This is a genomic window from Hydrangea phyllody phytoplasma (assembly GCF_036985185.1).
Lineage (GTDB): Bacteria > Bacillota_I > Bacilli_A > Acholeplasmatales > Acholeplasmataceae > Phytoplasma > Phytoplasma asteris.
Map to the genome: position 1 here is coordinate 53,621 of NZ_BSDA01000003.1, position 15,656 is coordinate 69,276.

Annotated in this window: 12 protein-coding genes, 4 tRNA genes and 1 pseudogene; 3 read left to right on the forward strand and 14 right to left on the reverse strand. The window is 28.1% G+C overall.

All coding sequences use genetic code 11. The features are described 5' to 3' along the window. The first annotated feature begins 20 nt into the window (after positions 1–20). Both rpoD and AACP42_RS01760 read left to right on the forward strand, forming a co-directional pair. Entirely contained in the window at positions 21–1,418 is a 1,398-nt protein-coding gene (rpoD, locus tag AACP42_RS01755; RefSeq protein ID WP_212775271.1) for an RNA polymerase sigma factor RpoD, read from the forward strand. 1 nt (position 1,419) lies between these two features. Continuing rightward, positions 1,420–1,863 (forward strand): class I SAM-dependent methyltransferase, encoded by a 444-nt coding sequence (locus tag AACP42_RS01760; protein ID WP_212775272.1) that lies wholly within the window; start codon positions 1,420–1,422, stop codon positions 1,861–1,863. A gap of 273 nt (positions 1,864–2,136) precedes the next feature. Here AACP42_RS01760 and AACP42_RS01765 read toward each other — a convergent pair whose 3' ends face one another. From AACP42_RS01765 to AACP42_RS01780, 4 genes are all read right to left on the reverse strand, one after another. Then, positions 2,137–2,556 (reverse strand): HIT family protein, encoded by a 420-nt coding sequence (locus AACP42_RS01765; protein WP_034171969.1) that lies wholly within the window; start codon positions 2,554–2,556, stop codon positions 2,137–2,139. Positions 2,557–2,619: 63 nt separating this feature from the next. Beyond that, on the reverse strand, positions 2,620–3,609 hold the full coding sequence (rnhC, locus tag AACP42_RS01770; protein ID WP_249402799.1) for a ribonuclease HIII: 990 nt from the start codon (positions 3,607–3,609) through the stop codon (positions 2,620–2,622). 409 nt (positions 3,610–4,018) lie between these two features. Beyond that, on the reverse strand, positions 4,019–4,471 hold the full coding sequence (gene spx, locus AACP42_RS01775; RefSeq protein ID WP_212509188.1) for a transcriptional regulator Spx: 453 nt from the start codon (positions 4,469–4,471) through the stop codon (positions 4,019–4,021). A 614-nt stretch (positions 4,472–5,085) separates the two neighbouring features. Beyond that, complete coding sequence (locus AACP42_RS01780) at positions 5,086–6,777, reverse strand: ribonuclease J (protein ID WP_212509187.1); 1,692 nt, start codon at positions 6,775–6,777, stop codon at positions 5,086–5,088. A gap of 192 nt (positions 6,778–6,969) precedes the next feature. Between AACP42_RS01780 and AACP42_RS01785 the strand changes: the two genes are divergently transcribed. Then, positions 6,970–7,776, forward strand: coding sequence for an HAD-IIB family hydrolase (locus AACP42_RS01785; protein ID WP_212509186.1), 807 nt, complete (start codon positions 6,970–6,972; stop codon positions 7,774–7,776). A 147-nt stretch (positions 7,777–7,923) separates the two neighbouring features. Here the strand turns inward: AACP42_RS01785 and AACP42_RS01790 are convergent. The 10 genes and pseudogenes from AACP42_RS01790 to AACP42_RS01835 form a co-directional block, all read right to left on the reverse strand. Continuing rightward, positions 7,924–7,998 (reverse strand) — tRNA-Gly (locus AACP42_RS01790). Between the two features lie 20 nt (positions 7,999–8,018). Beyond that, positions 8,019–8,095: transfer RNA gene (locus AACP42_RS01795), tRNA-Pro, on the reverse strand. A 24-nt stretch (positions 8,096–8,119) separates the two neighbouring features. Then, positions 8,120–8,196: transfer RNA gene (locus AACP42_RS01800), tRNA-Arg, on the reverse strand. Positions 8,197–8,210: 14 nt separating this feature from the next. Further along, positions 8,211–8,286 (reverse strand) — tRNA-Glu (locus tag AACP42_RS01805). Between the two features lie 322 nt (positions 8,287–8,608). Next, the gene (locus AACP42_RS01810; RefSeq protein WP_212775274.1) at positions 8,609–9,472 is read right to left on the reverse strand and encodes a DegV family protein; all 864 of its coding nucleotides are present in this window, start codon (positions 9,470–9,472) and stop codon (positions 8,609–8,611) included. A 351-nt stretch (positions 9,473–9,823) separates the two neighbouring features. Further along, entirely contained in the window at positions 9,824–11,512 is a 1,689-nt protein-coding gene (locus AACP42_RS01815) for a ribonuclease J (protein WP_249402800.1), read from the reverse strand. A gap of 1,300 nt (positions 11,513–12,812) precedes the next feature. Then, positions 12,813–13,580: an ABC transporter permease subunit gene (locus tag AACP42_RS01820; protein WP_212775276.1), complete on the reverse strand. Its 768-nt coding sequence runs from the start codon at positions 13,578–13,580 to the stop codon at positions 12,813–12,815. A gap of 38 nt (positions 13,581–13,618) precedes the next feature. Further along, positions 13,619–13,834, reverse strand: coding sequence for a hypothetical protein (locus tag AACP42_RS01825; RefSeq protein ID WP_212775277.1), 216 nt, complete (start codon positions 13,832–13,834; stop codon positions 13,619–13,621). 192 nt (positions 13,835–14,026) lie between these two features. After that, a pseudogene (locus AACP42_RS01830) lies at positions 14,027–14,686 on the reverse strand (substrate-binding periplasmic protein); the annotation flags it as partial. A 12-nt stretch (positions 14,687–14,698) separates the two neighbouring features. After that, positions 14,699–15,040 carry a hypothetical protein gene (locus tag AACP42_RS01835; RefSeq protein ID WP_212775278.1) on the reverse strand — a complete coding sequence of 114 codons (342 nt, stop codon included), beginning with the start codon at positions 15,038–15,040 and terminating at the stop codon, positions 14,699–14,701. Positions 15,041–15,656 lie beyond the last annotated feature (616 nt).

A 15,656-nucleotide genomic window follows, 5' to 3' on the forward strand; every position in this document is an offset into this window, starting at 1 on the left:
AGAAAAAAGGGAGTTAATAAATGGAATTCGATAACATAATCAAAACTTTAAATGAGCAAGCTGGAAGCGAAAAAAAACTAACATCTCAATTAATTATGTCTTTTTTGCAAAATCAAAACATAAAAATACCATATCAACAAATAGCACAAAACCTAAAAGAACAAGGGATTCAAATTATTTCTTGCGAAACACAAGCAGCTCCATCTCTAAATGAAAACCCCAATCAAAATGATACGCACCCCCAAACAAACACCACCAATGATGATTTTACTGACCTTGATTCCGAATTAACAAATGCAAACTTAGAAAAAACAGATGACAACAAAGATGAAGACAACACACAAGACTCAGAAGAAGACATCCAAGATTTTGACATTTCTGAAAAGGACTTAATATCAGATGAAAAACTCATAGAATTAGAAGAAGACGAAGATGAAAAAATTTCTAAAGAAGAAATTTCTAAAATCCATTCTGATATTAAAATGGATGACTCAGTTCGCATGTATTTAAAAGAAATTGGTCAAATCCCTTTGCTTTCGCTAGCAGAAGAACAAAAAAAATCCATTTTAGTTTTTTTAGGAAAACAAGCCAAACAAAATCTTGCCAAGCACAAAACCAAAGAAATTGAATTATCCGAAGAACAACTCCAAGAAGCACATGACCAAATCGAACAAGCAAGGCGCGCCAAAGATATTTTGGTAGAATCCAATTATAGATTAGTAGTTTCCATTGCCAAACGATATATTGGAAGAGGCATTTTGTTTCTTGATTTAATCCAAGAAGGCAACATGGGCTTAATGCGTGCAGTAGATAAATTCGATTATCAAAAAGGATTTAAATTTTCTACCTATGCCACTTGGTGGATTAGACAAGCCATCACAAGAGCGATTGCCGATCAAGCAAGAACTATCCGAATTCCTGTCCACATCGTAGAAACTATTAATAAAATGGCACTTTGCACTCGCAAATTAACTCAAAAACTTAAGAAAAAACCTACAGTTGAAGAGTTAGCCGACAAAATGAATATTTCTGCTGAAAAAATTCGCAGCATCCAATATATTGAAAAAAAACCCATCTCTTTGGAAGCTCCCGCAAGAGAAAACGAAGAAGACGAAACTTCTTTGGGGGATTTTATCTCAGATCCCAACATTTTATCCCCCCACGAATACATGATGAAAGAAGTAACTCAAAATCTTTTAGATGAAGTCCTAGAAAATACCTTAACTGACCGCGAGGAAAAAGTATTAAAAATGCGCTATGGTTTTTTAGATGGCAAAACCCACACTTTAGAAGAAGTAGGCGCTTTATTTGGAGTTACTAGAGAAAGAATCCGCCAAATTGAATCCAAAGCTCTAAGACGACTCAGAACTCCAGCTAAACAAAGCAAATTAAAAAGTTTGTCCCACAACCACAAATAAAATGAAACGAATCCCTTTTATTGCGTCTCTTACTAAAAATTATGACACCGTTGTAGACATCGGAACAGATCATGGTTTAGTACTCAAAAAGGCTTTTCAACAAGGCTATATCAAACAAGCAATTGCAGCAGATATAAGATTAAAACCTTTATTTCAAGCCCAAAAAAACCTTGCTTGCTATCCAGTTACTTTTTGTTTAAATGACGGATTCCAAAACATTTGCCAAGATTTTGATCTTGCCCTAATTTGTGGTATGGGAACTTATGCTATTACTAAAATACTTGAAAAAAGTCCTGATAAAAGCAAACATTTTATATTAGGATCACAAAGCAATCAAGATTATCTTCAAGAATGGCTATTAAAAAACGATTTTCAAATTTTAGAAGAATATCATTTATTTGACAAATTTTTTTATCATTTCTTAAAAGTAACTCGCAAAAGCTAATTTTTGCTTCCAATTACATATCTATGATTAAACCAAACTATTTTAATAGTTTGGTTTTTTTGTTATAAGTTAATAATTGTGCCATTTTATAAACAAAAAAGGCCAACGATTAAGCTGGTCTTAAATGTTATATTAAAATATTAAGTTGTCTAAATAAATGAAACAGTTAGAAAAGACCCATAAAAACCCATATAAATATTTTGTAAAGGTTTTATCATCAAAAAAAGCAAGACAACAATATATTTATTTTATGTTTCCTTAACAATATATTTTTTATTTATTCAAATGCGCTAAAATAGCTTTTTGAACTTTTTCATAATCTTGAGGAAACATCAAAGAAGCATTATTTTTAAAAACCAAATTAATTTCTTTTTCATCAAAACGAGGAATCAAATGCACATGATAATGAAAAACAGTCTGCCCTGCTACTTTGCCATTATTATTTAATAAATTGATTCCCTGAGCTTGAAAAACATCCATTAATACTTTGCTTATTTGATGTACTACTTTAAACAAATGGGCAAAAACATCTTCGGGCATCATCAAAATATCACGATATTCTTGTTTAGGCACCACCAAAGTGTGTCCTTTGGTCGCTTGGGTAATATCTAAAAAAGCAACTACTAAATTATCCTCATAAAGTAGATAACCAGGAACTTGTTTTTTGATAATTTTAGTAAAAATAGTTGACATAAAAACTCCTTTAAATGTGTTTTTGGATAAATAAACTTGCAATTAAGCACCAATATTATAAATTTATTCCATTTTGCGCACAATATTTTTAAAATTACACTTAGCAATTTGAGGCAAAATCTCTAATCCGTGTTGTTTTACTATCAAATCAATTTGCAAATCTACCAATTTGCCTGCTCCTAATTGCAATTTGGAATTAATTTTCTTAGAAAGTTTTGCTATTTGTGTTAAAAAAAGATATCTAGCAATAACAGAAGCCACAGCAACACTAAAATAAGAACTATCGGCCTTAGTTTCAAAAATAATCTTTGTATAAATCTCATTTTGGGCTTTTTGGTCTGGCAAATAATTAAAATAATTTTTAGGAAAGCAAAACTGATCCAAAATGACAGGAACATTTGGAGAAGCTTTTAAAACGGTTTGCTTAATTGCTTCGTTATGCATTAAAGCCTTAATTTTGTTGAGATTACATTGTTTGATTGTTTGATTGTATTCTAAAGGCATCATTATTTTAACAGAATAAATAACTTCTTTCATAATTAAAGGAGCTAGCTGCATTATTTTTTCATCTGAGATTTTTTTGGATTCAGCAATAGTTCCTAATTTTTGCAAAAAAACAATATTTTTAGCAGTCAAGTAAACACAACAAACAATAACAGGACCAAAAACATCTCCTGTACCTACTTCATCAGAACCAATGGATGGAAGATAATAAGTTTTTTTGTTATAAAGTGGCAAAAATGAATTTGTCCCTGCATTGCTTTTAGTTTTTAACGTTGGAACTTGTTTGACTAATGAATGGCTAACTTCTTTTATTTCGCTATTATCGCTAACTGTTTTCATTTGCAATATTTTTTTAATAAAAGCAACGATAGATAAGGTATTTTTTCCTTGCACTAACAAAGTTCCGTTATTATAAACTGTTATTTTAGCCAAAGATTCATCTATAACAAAAGCAACCGTTTTATTAGGTGATAATTTTAATTGTTTGTAGTAGAATTTTTTAATTGTTGCTACTTGATTGTTGTTCAATTTGAAACTATAATTTGACATCACTTAATACCTCCTTAATATTTCTTGCATTTTGGCAGTTTTTGTTGTCTTTGGTTTTGCAAAAAAGACCAAAATTTGTCATTACTTCTTTTATTATATATCACAATAAACTGAAAAAAGATAAAATAACAAGCTAATATTTGCAATTTATATAAAAAAAAATTAGAATATTTGAAAAAAATTCTAACTTTGAATTGAAAATTATTTTTGCAAAATTATTTTTGATTAAAATTGCTTTTTGAAAGTCTTGCAACTTGCAACTTAGTTTATTTTTTTAATTACATCTTTTATAAATAGCCAATTTATAAATGGAAAGGGACAAATATTGTTTTTAAACTTGAGTTTGTTTATGATAAAAGAAACTTTGCAAATGATAAGAGACTTTTTGCAACAAAAATATTGCTCTTCATTATTTATGGTTTTTAAAAAAGTTTTGCAATACTGTTTCATATTGATTATTTTCTTTATCTTTATAAAAATTAACATTATTTTCCATCAAGTAATAACGCAGTTTTTTGGGAATAAAAATACGAATTTTTTCTTCATTATACCCAATTTGAATTTTTTGATCTTTAATAATGATAGGTCTTTTTAAAATTTCAGGATTTTCAATAATAATTTTTTTGATGTTATCGGTGTTGATAGTTTCCAAATCTATTTGTTTTTCTTTAAAAATTTTGGAACGTCGCGAAATAATATCATTAAACCCATAATCACAATTTTTTAAAATTAAATCCAGATCTTGTGGTTGCATTTTATAATTTAACAAATTACGCTCTTCGTATCTTACCCCATGAGCTTTTAACCATTTTTTAACTTTTTTACAAGAAACAAAACTAAAACTCGTATAAACAATTACCATAATTATTTATGTAATTCTCCTTTGATAAAATAAATTAATGAATGAATTTTGGCGTGCAAAAATGCGATATTCATATATTAAAAATATTATATTTTATTTTTAAAATGTAATAGTGCTATTAAAAATTTTAAATTATAATTAATTTGAGTTATAAAATGTAGAAGGTTTTTTATTTTTAGTTAAATAATGGTTAATTTTGAAAAATAATTAAAATCCTAAGGCAAATCCAAAGGCAAAATGTTTTTTACAACATCTGCATATCCTAAAAGGAAAAACAAAAGGAAAAACAAAAGGAAAATCAATGCAAGAAAAGAAAAAAGAATAAAAAGGGTAAAAAGTTATTAAAATGATCACAAAATATTTAAAAAAAAGGTTGTTTTATTTTTTAAAAAAGTTATTTATTGTGGTTCAATAAAAAATTTTAATATTAAAAACGGTGTTAATATAAAAATCGAAATAAATTTTGAATAAAAAAATAATTCGATAAATAATAAAATAAATTTGGTGCACTATTTGCAAAAAAAGATATCATTGTAAAAAATCAAATAGTTTTGAAAATGGTTTTTTAAAATAATGGAAATAAGAAAATAATGAAAAAATGCTATAAACTACTTTTAAACTGTCAAAATAATAGGAATAATAATTGGATTTCTCAAAGTAATTCCGTATATTTTAGAGGCAAGATAATCAACGATAATTTTGTTTAAAGTCTCTTTTTGCACTTCATCTTGTTTAATAGCAGTTTCAATACTATTTTTAATATCATAAGAAATTTGTTTAATCATTTCTTGATTATCTTTCATATAAATAAAGCCACGAGAAACAATTGTTGGTAAATTAAGGACTTTTTTTCTTTTTAAATCAATACTCATAACAACAGAAAATAAGCCTTTTTCACTCAGACTACGACGTTCTTTTAGGATGGCATTGCCCACATCGTCTATTCCAGAAGCATCGATAAAGACGTTGCCTACATTCGTTTTTTGGGTAATGGCAGCTTTTTCAGGAGCTAAGTTTACCATTTGTCCGTTTTCCAAAATAAAAATATTACTTTCTGGAATACCACATTCTAGAGCTAAATTTTTGTGTGCAATTAACATGCGATGTTCGCCGTGAACTGGAATAAAATATTTAGGCTTGGTAAGCGAAAGCATCAATTTCAGGTCATTTTGGTTACCGTGTCCTGATACGTGAGTGTTAATTAAAGGTCCGTGAGTGATGACGTTGACATTTTTTTTGAAAAGTAAATCAAAAATTTTATTAATGTTTTCTTGGTTGCCAGGAATGGGAGAAGAAGAAAAAATGATAGTATCTTTGGGACTTAACTTAATTTGTCTGTGAGTGTTGTTAGCAATTCTGCTTAAAGCTGCTAAGGGCTCTCCTTGTGAGCCGGTGCAAAGCAAGATAATATCGCGATATTTGTGAATGTTATTACTTGTGACAAGGGTGCCTTCAGGAATGTTAAGATAGCCATGTTTTTTGCCAATTTCCAAAGCTTTTTCCATGCTGCGCCCAAACACTGCAACTTTTCTTTTAGTCTGAATAGCAGCTTCTACAATTTGTTTGATGCGGTAAAAATTAGAAGCAAAAGTAACAATAATGATGCGGTCTGCAATATTTACAAAAAGTTCATTAATGGAAGCCCCAATAGTACTTTCGGATTGGACCAACCCAGATTGCTCGGCATTAGTAGAATCAGAAAGCAGGCACAAAACGCCTTCTTGTTTAATCTTGATTAATTTATCATATTGCGCTTCTGGACCTACTGGAGTATAATCAATTTTAAAATCCCCAGTATAAAAAATATTGCCGTATTTGGTGTTAAAAACGATCCCAAAAGTGTCAGGAATAGAGTGGTTAAGTCTGATGAAAGACACATTTACTTGATGGCTAAATTCGTATTTGGTATCATGGCTGTATTTTTCTATTTTGGGCAGGGCGCCAATTTCTTTATGCTCTGCTAATTTATGTTCTAACAAATAATATGCAATCCCTGAGACAAAAATTTTAGGAATACGCACTTTTTTAAGCAAATAAGGAATGCCTCCAATATGATCTTCATGTCCGTGAGTAACAAAAAGCCCTACAATACGCGATTCGTTTTTCAATAAATAATCATAATCGGGAATGACGTAATTGACTCCTAACAAAAAATCATCTGAAAACAAAATCCCTGAATCTACAATAAAAATTTGCTTGTGAATTTCAAAAACATACATGTTTTTCCCAACTTCACCAAGCCCTCCCAAAGCAAAGAAAGAAACATCGGAATTATAGTTATTAATCTTTGGGTCTAAATTATTCATAAAAATTATTCTCCTTTAAATCTCATTAAAATCAATAAAAAACTGTTAAGGTTTCCTATTTTAACGATTATTACTACCTATATTATAGTATAATATAAGCAACAATTGTAATTAATTATTGTATAAAATTAATATTTTTAGCAAAAAAGACATTATAAATTATATTCATAAAGAAAATAGGTAATAAAGTTTATGAAAAAACTAATTTTTTTTGATATTGACGGCACTTTAAGAAGTAATAAAAATAAAGCTATTTTGCCTCAGACAAAAGCGTTAATCAAAGAGCTTTCACAAAGTCCTAATGTAGTTTTAGGAATTGCTACAGGCAGAAGTTATGCTAGATTAGGAGTTTTAAAAGAATTAAGACCTTTATTTAAATATTTAGTTTTGTGCAACGGCGCTCTTACAATGCAAGCACAAAAGACGCAAGAAGAAAAAGTCCTTAATGAGGTTTGTTTTGACCAAAAAGATGTTATGCAAGTTAAAAAAGCAGCTGCTACAAATGGAATTGCTTTAACTCTTTTTACCTTAGACCAAATTTTTGCCATAGATTTACAAAACAACCAAACACTCAACAATATTAGCAGTTTTAAAGGGGAACAAAAACTAGTTCTAAATGATGCTTTTTTTGAGCAACAAAAAGTTTATCAAATGGTATTATTACATGAAAAAGAAAACGATAAAGAAAAGATACAACAATTTTTAAAAGATATGCCCCAATTAAAAGCTTACTTTTGGGATAGTGGTTTTGTTGATATAATGTATCAAAAAATAGACAAATCATACGGAATTAAGCAAATTAAGACTCTTTATCCCGATCATCAATTAATTTGTATGGGAGACGGTCCCAACGACTTTGAAATGCTTAAATTAGCTGATGTGGCAATTACTATGGGAAATACCAAAATAGAAGATTTAAAAAATATTGCTAATTTTGTAAGCCCTCATATTGATGAAGACCGCATGTATGATTTTTTTAAGACTAAAAAAATAATTTAATAGTTTGAAAGAAAAGTTGTAACAATTTGTTGCAGCTTTTTTTGTTGTGTTAATATATAATAAAAGTTAAACCGCTTATTGATGAGATAAGCGGTTTAACTTTTTAGTTTATAGTTTTATTTTATATTTATTATGGGGAATAATAAATGGAGCGGGCGATGGGAATCGAACCCACGTCTTTAGCTTGGAAGGCTAAGGTAATGGCCATTATACGACGCCCGCATAGATAGTTAATTAAGGAATGGTCGGGAAGGCAGGATTTGAACCCGCGACCTCCTGGTCCCAAACCAGGCGCTATACCAAGCTAAGCTACTTCCCGTTAATTGCATTTATGATGTTTTAATGGCACACCCAAGAGGATTTGAACCCCTAGCCTTCTGATCCGTAGTCAGATGCTCTATCCAATTGAGCTATGGGTGCTTTTTTTATCAAATTGGTGACCCGTACGGGATTTGAACCCGTGAATGCATGCGTGAAAGGCATGTGAGTTAACCGTTTCTCCAACGGGCCTAATATTTTTTATTTATACCTTGGAATAAATCATAAAGCACAAATAAAAATAATCTCTTAAAGTGGCATCAAAATAAAATAAGTTATTCAAAAGTTTTTTTAATTTTAACCAATAATTATTATACCAACATTTAGCCAAAAAGTCAAATAATAAAATTGTTTTATGACAAATATTTGCAAAATATGTATTATTGCGATATTTTGGTGTAGAAATACAGTCGTGCAGGAACCCAAAAAATACATTTTGCAAGAATTAAGGAGCAAGAATTAATATTTATACTATTTTTCAATTTTGCAAAAACTATAATAATGGAAAATGGTACTATTTTTGAAATTTAGGTTTTCTAATAATTCCTACTCCAATAGCGCTGTCTCCTACATGACACCCAACAACAGGAGTTAAAGGGATTTGTACTAAATTTTTTAAGCCTAATTGGGTTTCTAAAACTTGTTGAAACTCGTTTTTTAATTCAGGGTGACCTGTAAAAATTAAATGGATTTGATAATCATGATTTTGGATATATTCTTTGATTTTAGAAGTTATGGCTAAAAGTGCTTTGTGGGAACTTAAAGTCTTTTTAATTAAGGCAATTTTGCCATCTTGTTGAACTTGCAAAATGGGATTTATTCTCAAAAGGCGCCCCAAAAAACTTTTTACTCCTACTAAACGTCCATTTTTAATTAATTGTGTAAGCTTTTTGGTCATAAAAAAAATGGTATTATTTTCTTTAATGAAATCTAAATGCTTAACAACTTGTTCTAGGGATTTGCCTTCTGCAAATAAACGATAAGCTTCTAGGGCAAAAAAACCTTCACAAAAACAGACAGTTTTAGTGTCATAACAGTGTACCTCAATTTTATCTGATACCATTTTTCCTGCTTGAATAATAGCATTATAAGTGCCGCTTAAAGCAGAAGATAGCGTAGTTACAAAAACTTTTTGATAACCTTGTAAAGCTAACTTTTCAAAATAAACTACCATTTCGCCAACCGATACTTGCGAAGTTTTAGGCATAAAATCAGGGTTGTTTTTAAACATTTGATAAAATTTATCGTATTTCATGGTTTTACCATCAATATATTCTTGATCGTCGATTAAAATTTTGATTCTAAGAATGTCAATATCACAAGAATGCGAGTAATAATCGAGACAACTAGTAGAAGTGGTTGCAACTTTTATTTTCACATCATTCTCCTTTAATTTGCTTTAGGGATGCCAATTATTTGCCATATAAAGGTTTTTGGTAATGAAAAATATTTGGAATATAATTAAAATATCAAAAGAAATTAGTATTAAAAATAGATGTTAGTGGGTTGTAATTAGGGTTTATTTGGGGTGAAGTAGTGCAAAAATGAAAAATACAAAAATTAAATTGTCAGATTGGTCAAATTGGAAAAACAAAAGAGCAAAAAACAAAAGAGCAAAAAACAAAAGGAAGGCACAACAACAATAAATTAACTTTTTTATATTGAATTATTGTTTTTTGACAACTTTCTTATTATTTTGTATCGTATTTATTTGTATTTATTATTCGTTTTATTCACTTTTAACACTAATGAAAATAGGAATAACAATAGGTCTTTTTTTAGTTTCTTTGAATAAAAATTTAACTAATGATTCTCTAATATTTTTTTTGAAATCATTCCATTTAAGATACTTTTTTTTCAAAAAAATTTCACTTTTTTCATCAAAAATAGCTTTTAACTTAGGAAAAATATGACTAGTTTCAGAATCTGCCAAAAAGCCTTTACTTACTAATTGTGGAGCACCTACTATTTTTTTGTGTTTAGCATTAACATTGGCAACAACAATTACAACTCCATCCGCTGCTAAAAATTCACGGTCTTTCATAATAAAATCTTGCCCACCAATAACGGGAGTACCATCAATTAAAATTTCTGTAAGAACACCAGTATTAGATTCGGCAAAGGCATCTTTTTGTGGGTCACAATGCCAAATACTGCCATTTTCTAACAAGAAAGTTTGGTTGAGTTTGAATCCTAAACTTTGGGCAATTTTTTGCACTTGATATTGATGACGATATTCGCCCATAACAGGAATAATGTATTGAGGTTTTAAAAAATTAAGCATCAATTTGAGGGTTTTTTCATAATCATTGGAACAAGCGTCTAGGTCTTTTACCAAAACATGGGCTTGAATATTGTGGCGTGACAAAAGATCTAGGGTTTGAGATTGCATTTTGGCAATTCCTGCCATTTCTTTGGACATTAACAACACTAAATCTTGGGGCGTTAAATGAATTAAAGTGTCTGTTTTTTGACACATTTTTTGCAAATGAAACAAAGATTCAAAATGTTTACCTAGCACAAAGACAACTAATTTTGGATGTTTTTTGGAGTCTTCTAGTGTTTTTAATTCCACTAAATTGAAGGAAGGCACTTTTAAAAAACCTTTTTTCAAAGCAATATCAATAATTTTTTCACTTTTTCTACCTAAAAAACTTATTTTAAAATTAAGTCTACATGCCAAATCCACTATGGATTGAATTTTTAACAAATCAGGCATCAAAGAAGGAATAACAATAATACCTTCGGATTTAAGCAAGTGATTGCTAAAATAGTTATTCAATTTGTGCTCAAAACTCGATGCATCATTATTATGCGCAGATGTGCTAAAAGCCCCACGACAAGAAGGCAAAAAGGCAAGTACTTTGGGTTGTGCTAATTGAGCTAATCTTGTAAAATTAGTTTGAAAAAATTTATTTTTAGAATGCAATAATTTAAGGTCGCCAGAGTAAACGATGCTACCTCGTTTAGTTTGAAAAACCATTCCCAATGTTTCAGGAATCAATTGCGATGTAGCAAAAAAAGCCACTGCCACATCATCAAAAATAAGTCTTTCATCGCTTTTAACGATTTGTAGATTAAAATTGCGGTAATTAATTTTATGACTTTGAAAATGCGCTTTTAGAACTTGCATCGTAAAATAAGAAGCATAAACAGGGATATCAAAATCTTTCATCAAGTAAGGCAAGGCACCCAAATTGGTTTCAAAAGCTGATGATAAAAAAACGCCTTTAATCTTGTCTTTGATATCTTGTAATTTGTAATAATCAGCAATCATAGAATCGATGCCATAAAGAGCGGTATTGGGATATTTTAGTCCAGCATCAAGTAAAAAATAAGATTCGTTAATTTGCAAGACGTAAAAATTTTTTCCACTTTCGCCCAGTCCTCCTAAAGCAAAAAATTTAATGTCATTCACTTGGAACCTCCAGTTTGTAATTTGAAAATTATTCATAATTAAAGATGAAAATAATTTCTTGAAATATTTTGAAAATTAAAAATTAAAAAAATAAAAATTGGGATTGAATTGGGATTGCAAATCCGGAATTGAGCATTGAAAAATATATTTAGGTTTGGTTTTTGGTTGTTGTTGGCATTGTTGAATTATTTAGTAAATATTTTTTCGTTTTGTCAATTTAGATGTTTTTGCAAAAGCGGGATTGGGATACGATAATGCCGCATTTATTTAATTTATCAATAAAAGACTTGCAAAATGCCCAAAATAAAAATCAAACAGCAATTGCAATTCAATAAATTAAATGCAATAAAAGACTTGCAACAAATGCACGAAAACTTTTAGGAAACTTGCTTGTATTTTATTGTAGCAAAAATGTTATTTATTAGGTTAAAAGTATTTTATAAGAGTCAAAATCAAATTTTGAATAATTAAAAATATTAGCCAGAAAGAAAAAAGAAAAGAAATATAATAAAAAATATTAGGTGGATTATTGATGGTTTTGGGCAATTTGATAATAATTTTAAATCATTAACAAAAAATATTTTTTCAGTTTTCTTTGGTTTTTTCAAATATTGCATTTTTTATTGGATATGAAAATCTCCAAAAGCAATTTTTTATTGATAAATATTTTTAATAATTTTCAAAATCATAAATAATTGAAAAAATAATTGACTTTGGGGTAAAACAGTTTTTTGAATTATTTATAATTTTTAAACTTGGCTTATATTTTTTTTGCCAAAGAAATTGATTTTGAGGCGGATTGTAAAAAATAAATTTTTTGCAAATATTTAGTTTTAGATTTAGATTTGATATTAAAATCTAGATTATAACTTTTTTACAAGTTAATTTTAATATTATTGTTAGTATTAATTTGGTTTTTAAAATAAGCTGAATTATTGCTTTTGATTTGAATCATTATTTTTGATTTAAAAATTTAAACACCCAATCAAAATACTAAATATTATCTAATATACCTATATTATACTAAAAAAATAATTTTTAAAAACGCATTTTTGCCTTAAAGTTGACAAAAGAAATTATTTATGTAGTAAAAACCTAAATAAAGTGCGTAATTACTATTTGGTTATTTGTTACAATTTTGACTCAAATAATGAAGACCCACTAAAAAGCGGGTCTATTTTTTGAAAATTGACAAAAATCTCAATTTTGTAATGATAAGAATAGTTGTTTTGCAACTTGTAATTTTAATATTATTAAATATTATATTTAATTTATAATTATTTTATCATCATTTAAAAATTTAAACACTAATCACAGGTTTAAAAGAAGGGTTTAATTTTTTTTCTAAATATTTAGCCAAAGCATTAGTACACTGAATTAAAACCAAATAAATTATGGAAAGAAGGACAAAAGGAGTTATGACATCAGCAGTAATTCCCATATTTCGGTTAGCAATCCAGCCCATTTCAACAAGCCCAATAAAAGCAAAAAAGGCACAATCTTTAATATTGGTAATAAATTTAGTTCCTTCGGAAGATACTTCTTTTAATGCTTGCGGAAAAATAATATTGTAAAAAGTTTGTCTTTGAGTCATTCCCAAAGAAAAAGCAGCCTCAATTTTTCCTTTATCAACAAATTTAATATTTTGCATTAAAATCATAGTAAGACTTGCACCAGCATTAAGAGTAATTACAAATAATGCAGCATGTATTTGGTTAATTTGGGGAAATCCATCAGGAAATAAATCAGGCATAAAGCCTTTACTAGGCCACCACAAACTAGTAGAAAACCATACTAACATTGCTTGAGCTGCAATTGGCACTCCTTTTAATAACCAAATATAAGTATCAACATATTTAGAAATCATTTTATAACATGTTTTTACAAAAGTGTTATTAGTTCTTGTATTTGTTACTTTAATCTTTGTGCCTACTAAAAATAAAGCTAATAAAAAACCTATTAATAAGGCATCAATACTAATTAATAAGGTATTATATAACCCTTTTTTATAAGATGGGAAATTATAATACATTTTTTGCCACAAACCTAAAATTTTAATATTTCTCATTTTATAAGTAGCATTATAAACTCTATCTTCAAATTCTTTTAATTTGTCTCTAATGCTATTAAGTTTTTTTCTAAACGAATTATTTCGCTTGTTTCTTTTGTATTTTCTTGTTCGTTGCTACTTCTTGTAGTTGTTGCTAAATTATTAAATTCTTTTTCTTCTTCTTGGGTTCTTGTGTTTTTTTCTTGTAATTTTGTGTATCTATCTTTAACATTTTGTAATTTGGTTTGGTCTTTGTCTAAACATTGTTCCAAAGTATCAAATTCTAATTTAATCTCTTTTAATGCATCAAATCTTTCTTGGGCTTCATCAATTTTTTGTAGATTTCCAAGAATAAATTTATCTAAAACTTTAAATAAAGTACTAAATTCTTTTTCTTCTTCTGGTTTTCTTGTATTTTTGCCTTTTAAATCTTTGTATCTAGTTTCTTGGTCATTTGTTCTTTTCTATTTCTTTAATTCATGCAATCTTGTAAGAATATATTTAAGATCTTCAATAACATCTGTATCTTTTCCATCTTTGTCTTTTACATATTCTAAATTAAATATTTTCCTCAAAGCATCATTAACTTCTTTTTGTCTTTTGGTATCGCCTTTTTTAACAACAACTCCTACACCATTAGGACCTGATTGCAATTGAGGATCAGTTGAATCAAGAATAAAATACTTTAAATCTTTGTCTCCTTCAGTATTATAATGTGCTATTACATCATCAACTACAAAAATATCTGCTTTATTATTTCTAATAAATTCTAAATTAGGTCCAATATCATCTGAAGAAGTTTCTTTTTTGATAATATCTCTATTGTTTAATAATTTTTTAATATAACCTTTACCTAAAAAATCTGTATCAGTAGCACTAGCAGTAACAGCTATAAAAGTAAATGATTTTTCTTTGCCTTCCTTTTTGGCATTTTCATATAAATTGTCTAAGTGAGCAAATAAATCTTTATCTTTGACTCTTGCGTTGTGTGCAAAAAGATTAGATTCAAAATCTTTATTGTCCCTTCTTACTACAAATCCATTCATAGGAACATTATATACAATACTAAAATCAACTTTGGCTTTTCTATCCTCAGTAATAGCAAGACATGAAGCAGTTATATCGGCTTTACCTGTTTAAATATCGCCTAATAATCCTGCAAAAGTATTAATTGTTAATTCTAATTCTTTACCTTTTTGTTTGGCAATTTCTTTCAATAACAAAACTTCAAATCCAGTTAAACGTTCATCTTCTAAAGTAAGATGGCTATCTGAAACCGAAGCATCCTCATCAGATTGCACACAAACAGGACCCATTCCTACAAAAATACCTCCTTTAAGAGCATGAGGATTGGAATGTTTCTTAGCAAAAACTTTAATATGCAACCACAATAACAAAAAAATACAAACAGCTACCAAAAAATAATTAAAATACCAAAATACCTTATTTTTAATTAAATATTGCTTTACTTTCGACAAAAAAGATTTTACCTTATTAAAAAAATTAATACAAATATCACTAATATCGCTAATCATAAGTCAAGTTAATTATCTCCTTTTATACGGTTTTATATGTTTTTTTATGTTTTGAAAATATCTTTATATTTTTAAATATACAATCATTTTAAATAACTATTAATAATTTTCTTTTTGCTATATTGCTATGTTGGTTTTCTTTTTTTCTTGTGTTTTTGGGTTGGTATTTATTTATAGATAAAAAAAATAGCATAACAACGACAACAAATAAATGGTTTTGTTAAATAGTTTTTAAAATAAAACTAAAATAGGCAAAATGAAAAATTGGAAAAATAAACAAAAAAGTAAGTTAGGACAAAATATAAAAAATAATTAAAAATCTAATAAATTAAAAATAAAACAGTTGTAAATATAAAAAAGATTGTGAAATGAAATAATAAATGAATAAATATTTAGCTTTCCCAAAATAAGTAAAAAAATGCAAATAATGAAAATCAACATTAAAATAAAAAAATTAAATAAAATAAATTGATATTATAAATAAATGTTATAAAAATAGCCAATTGATAAATGGCTTTTGGGCTTTATTAAAATAGTATCATAATTATAAATAATTACT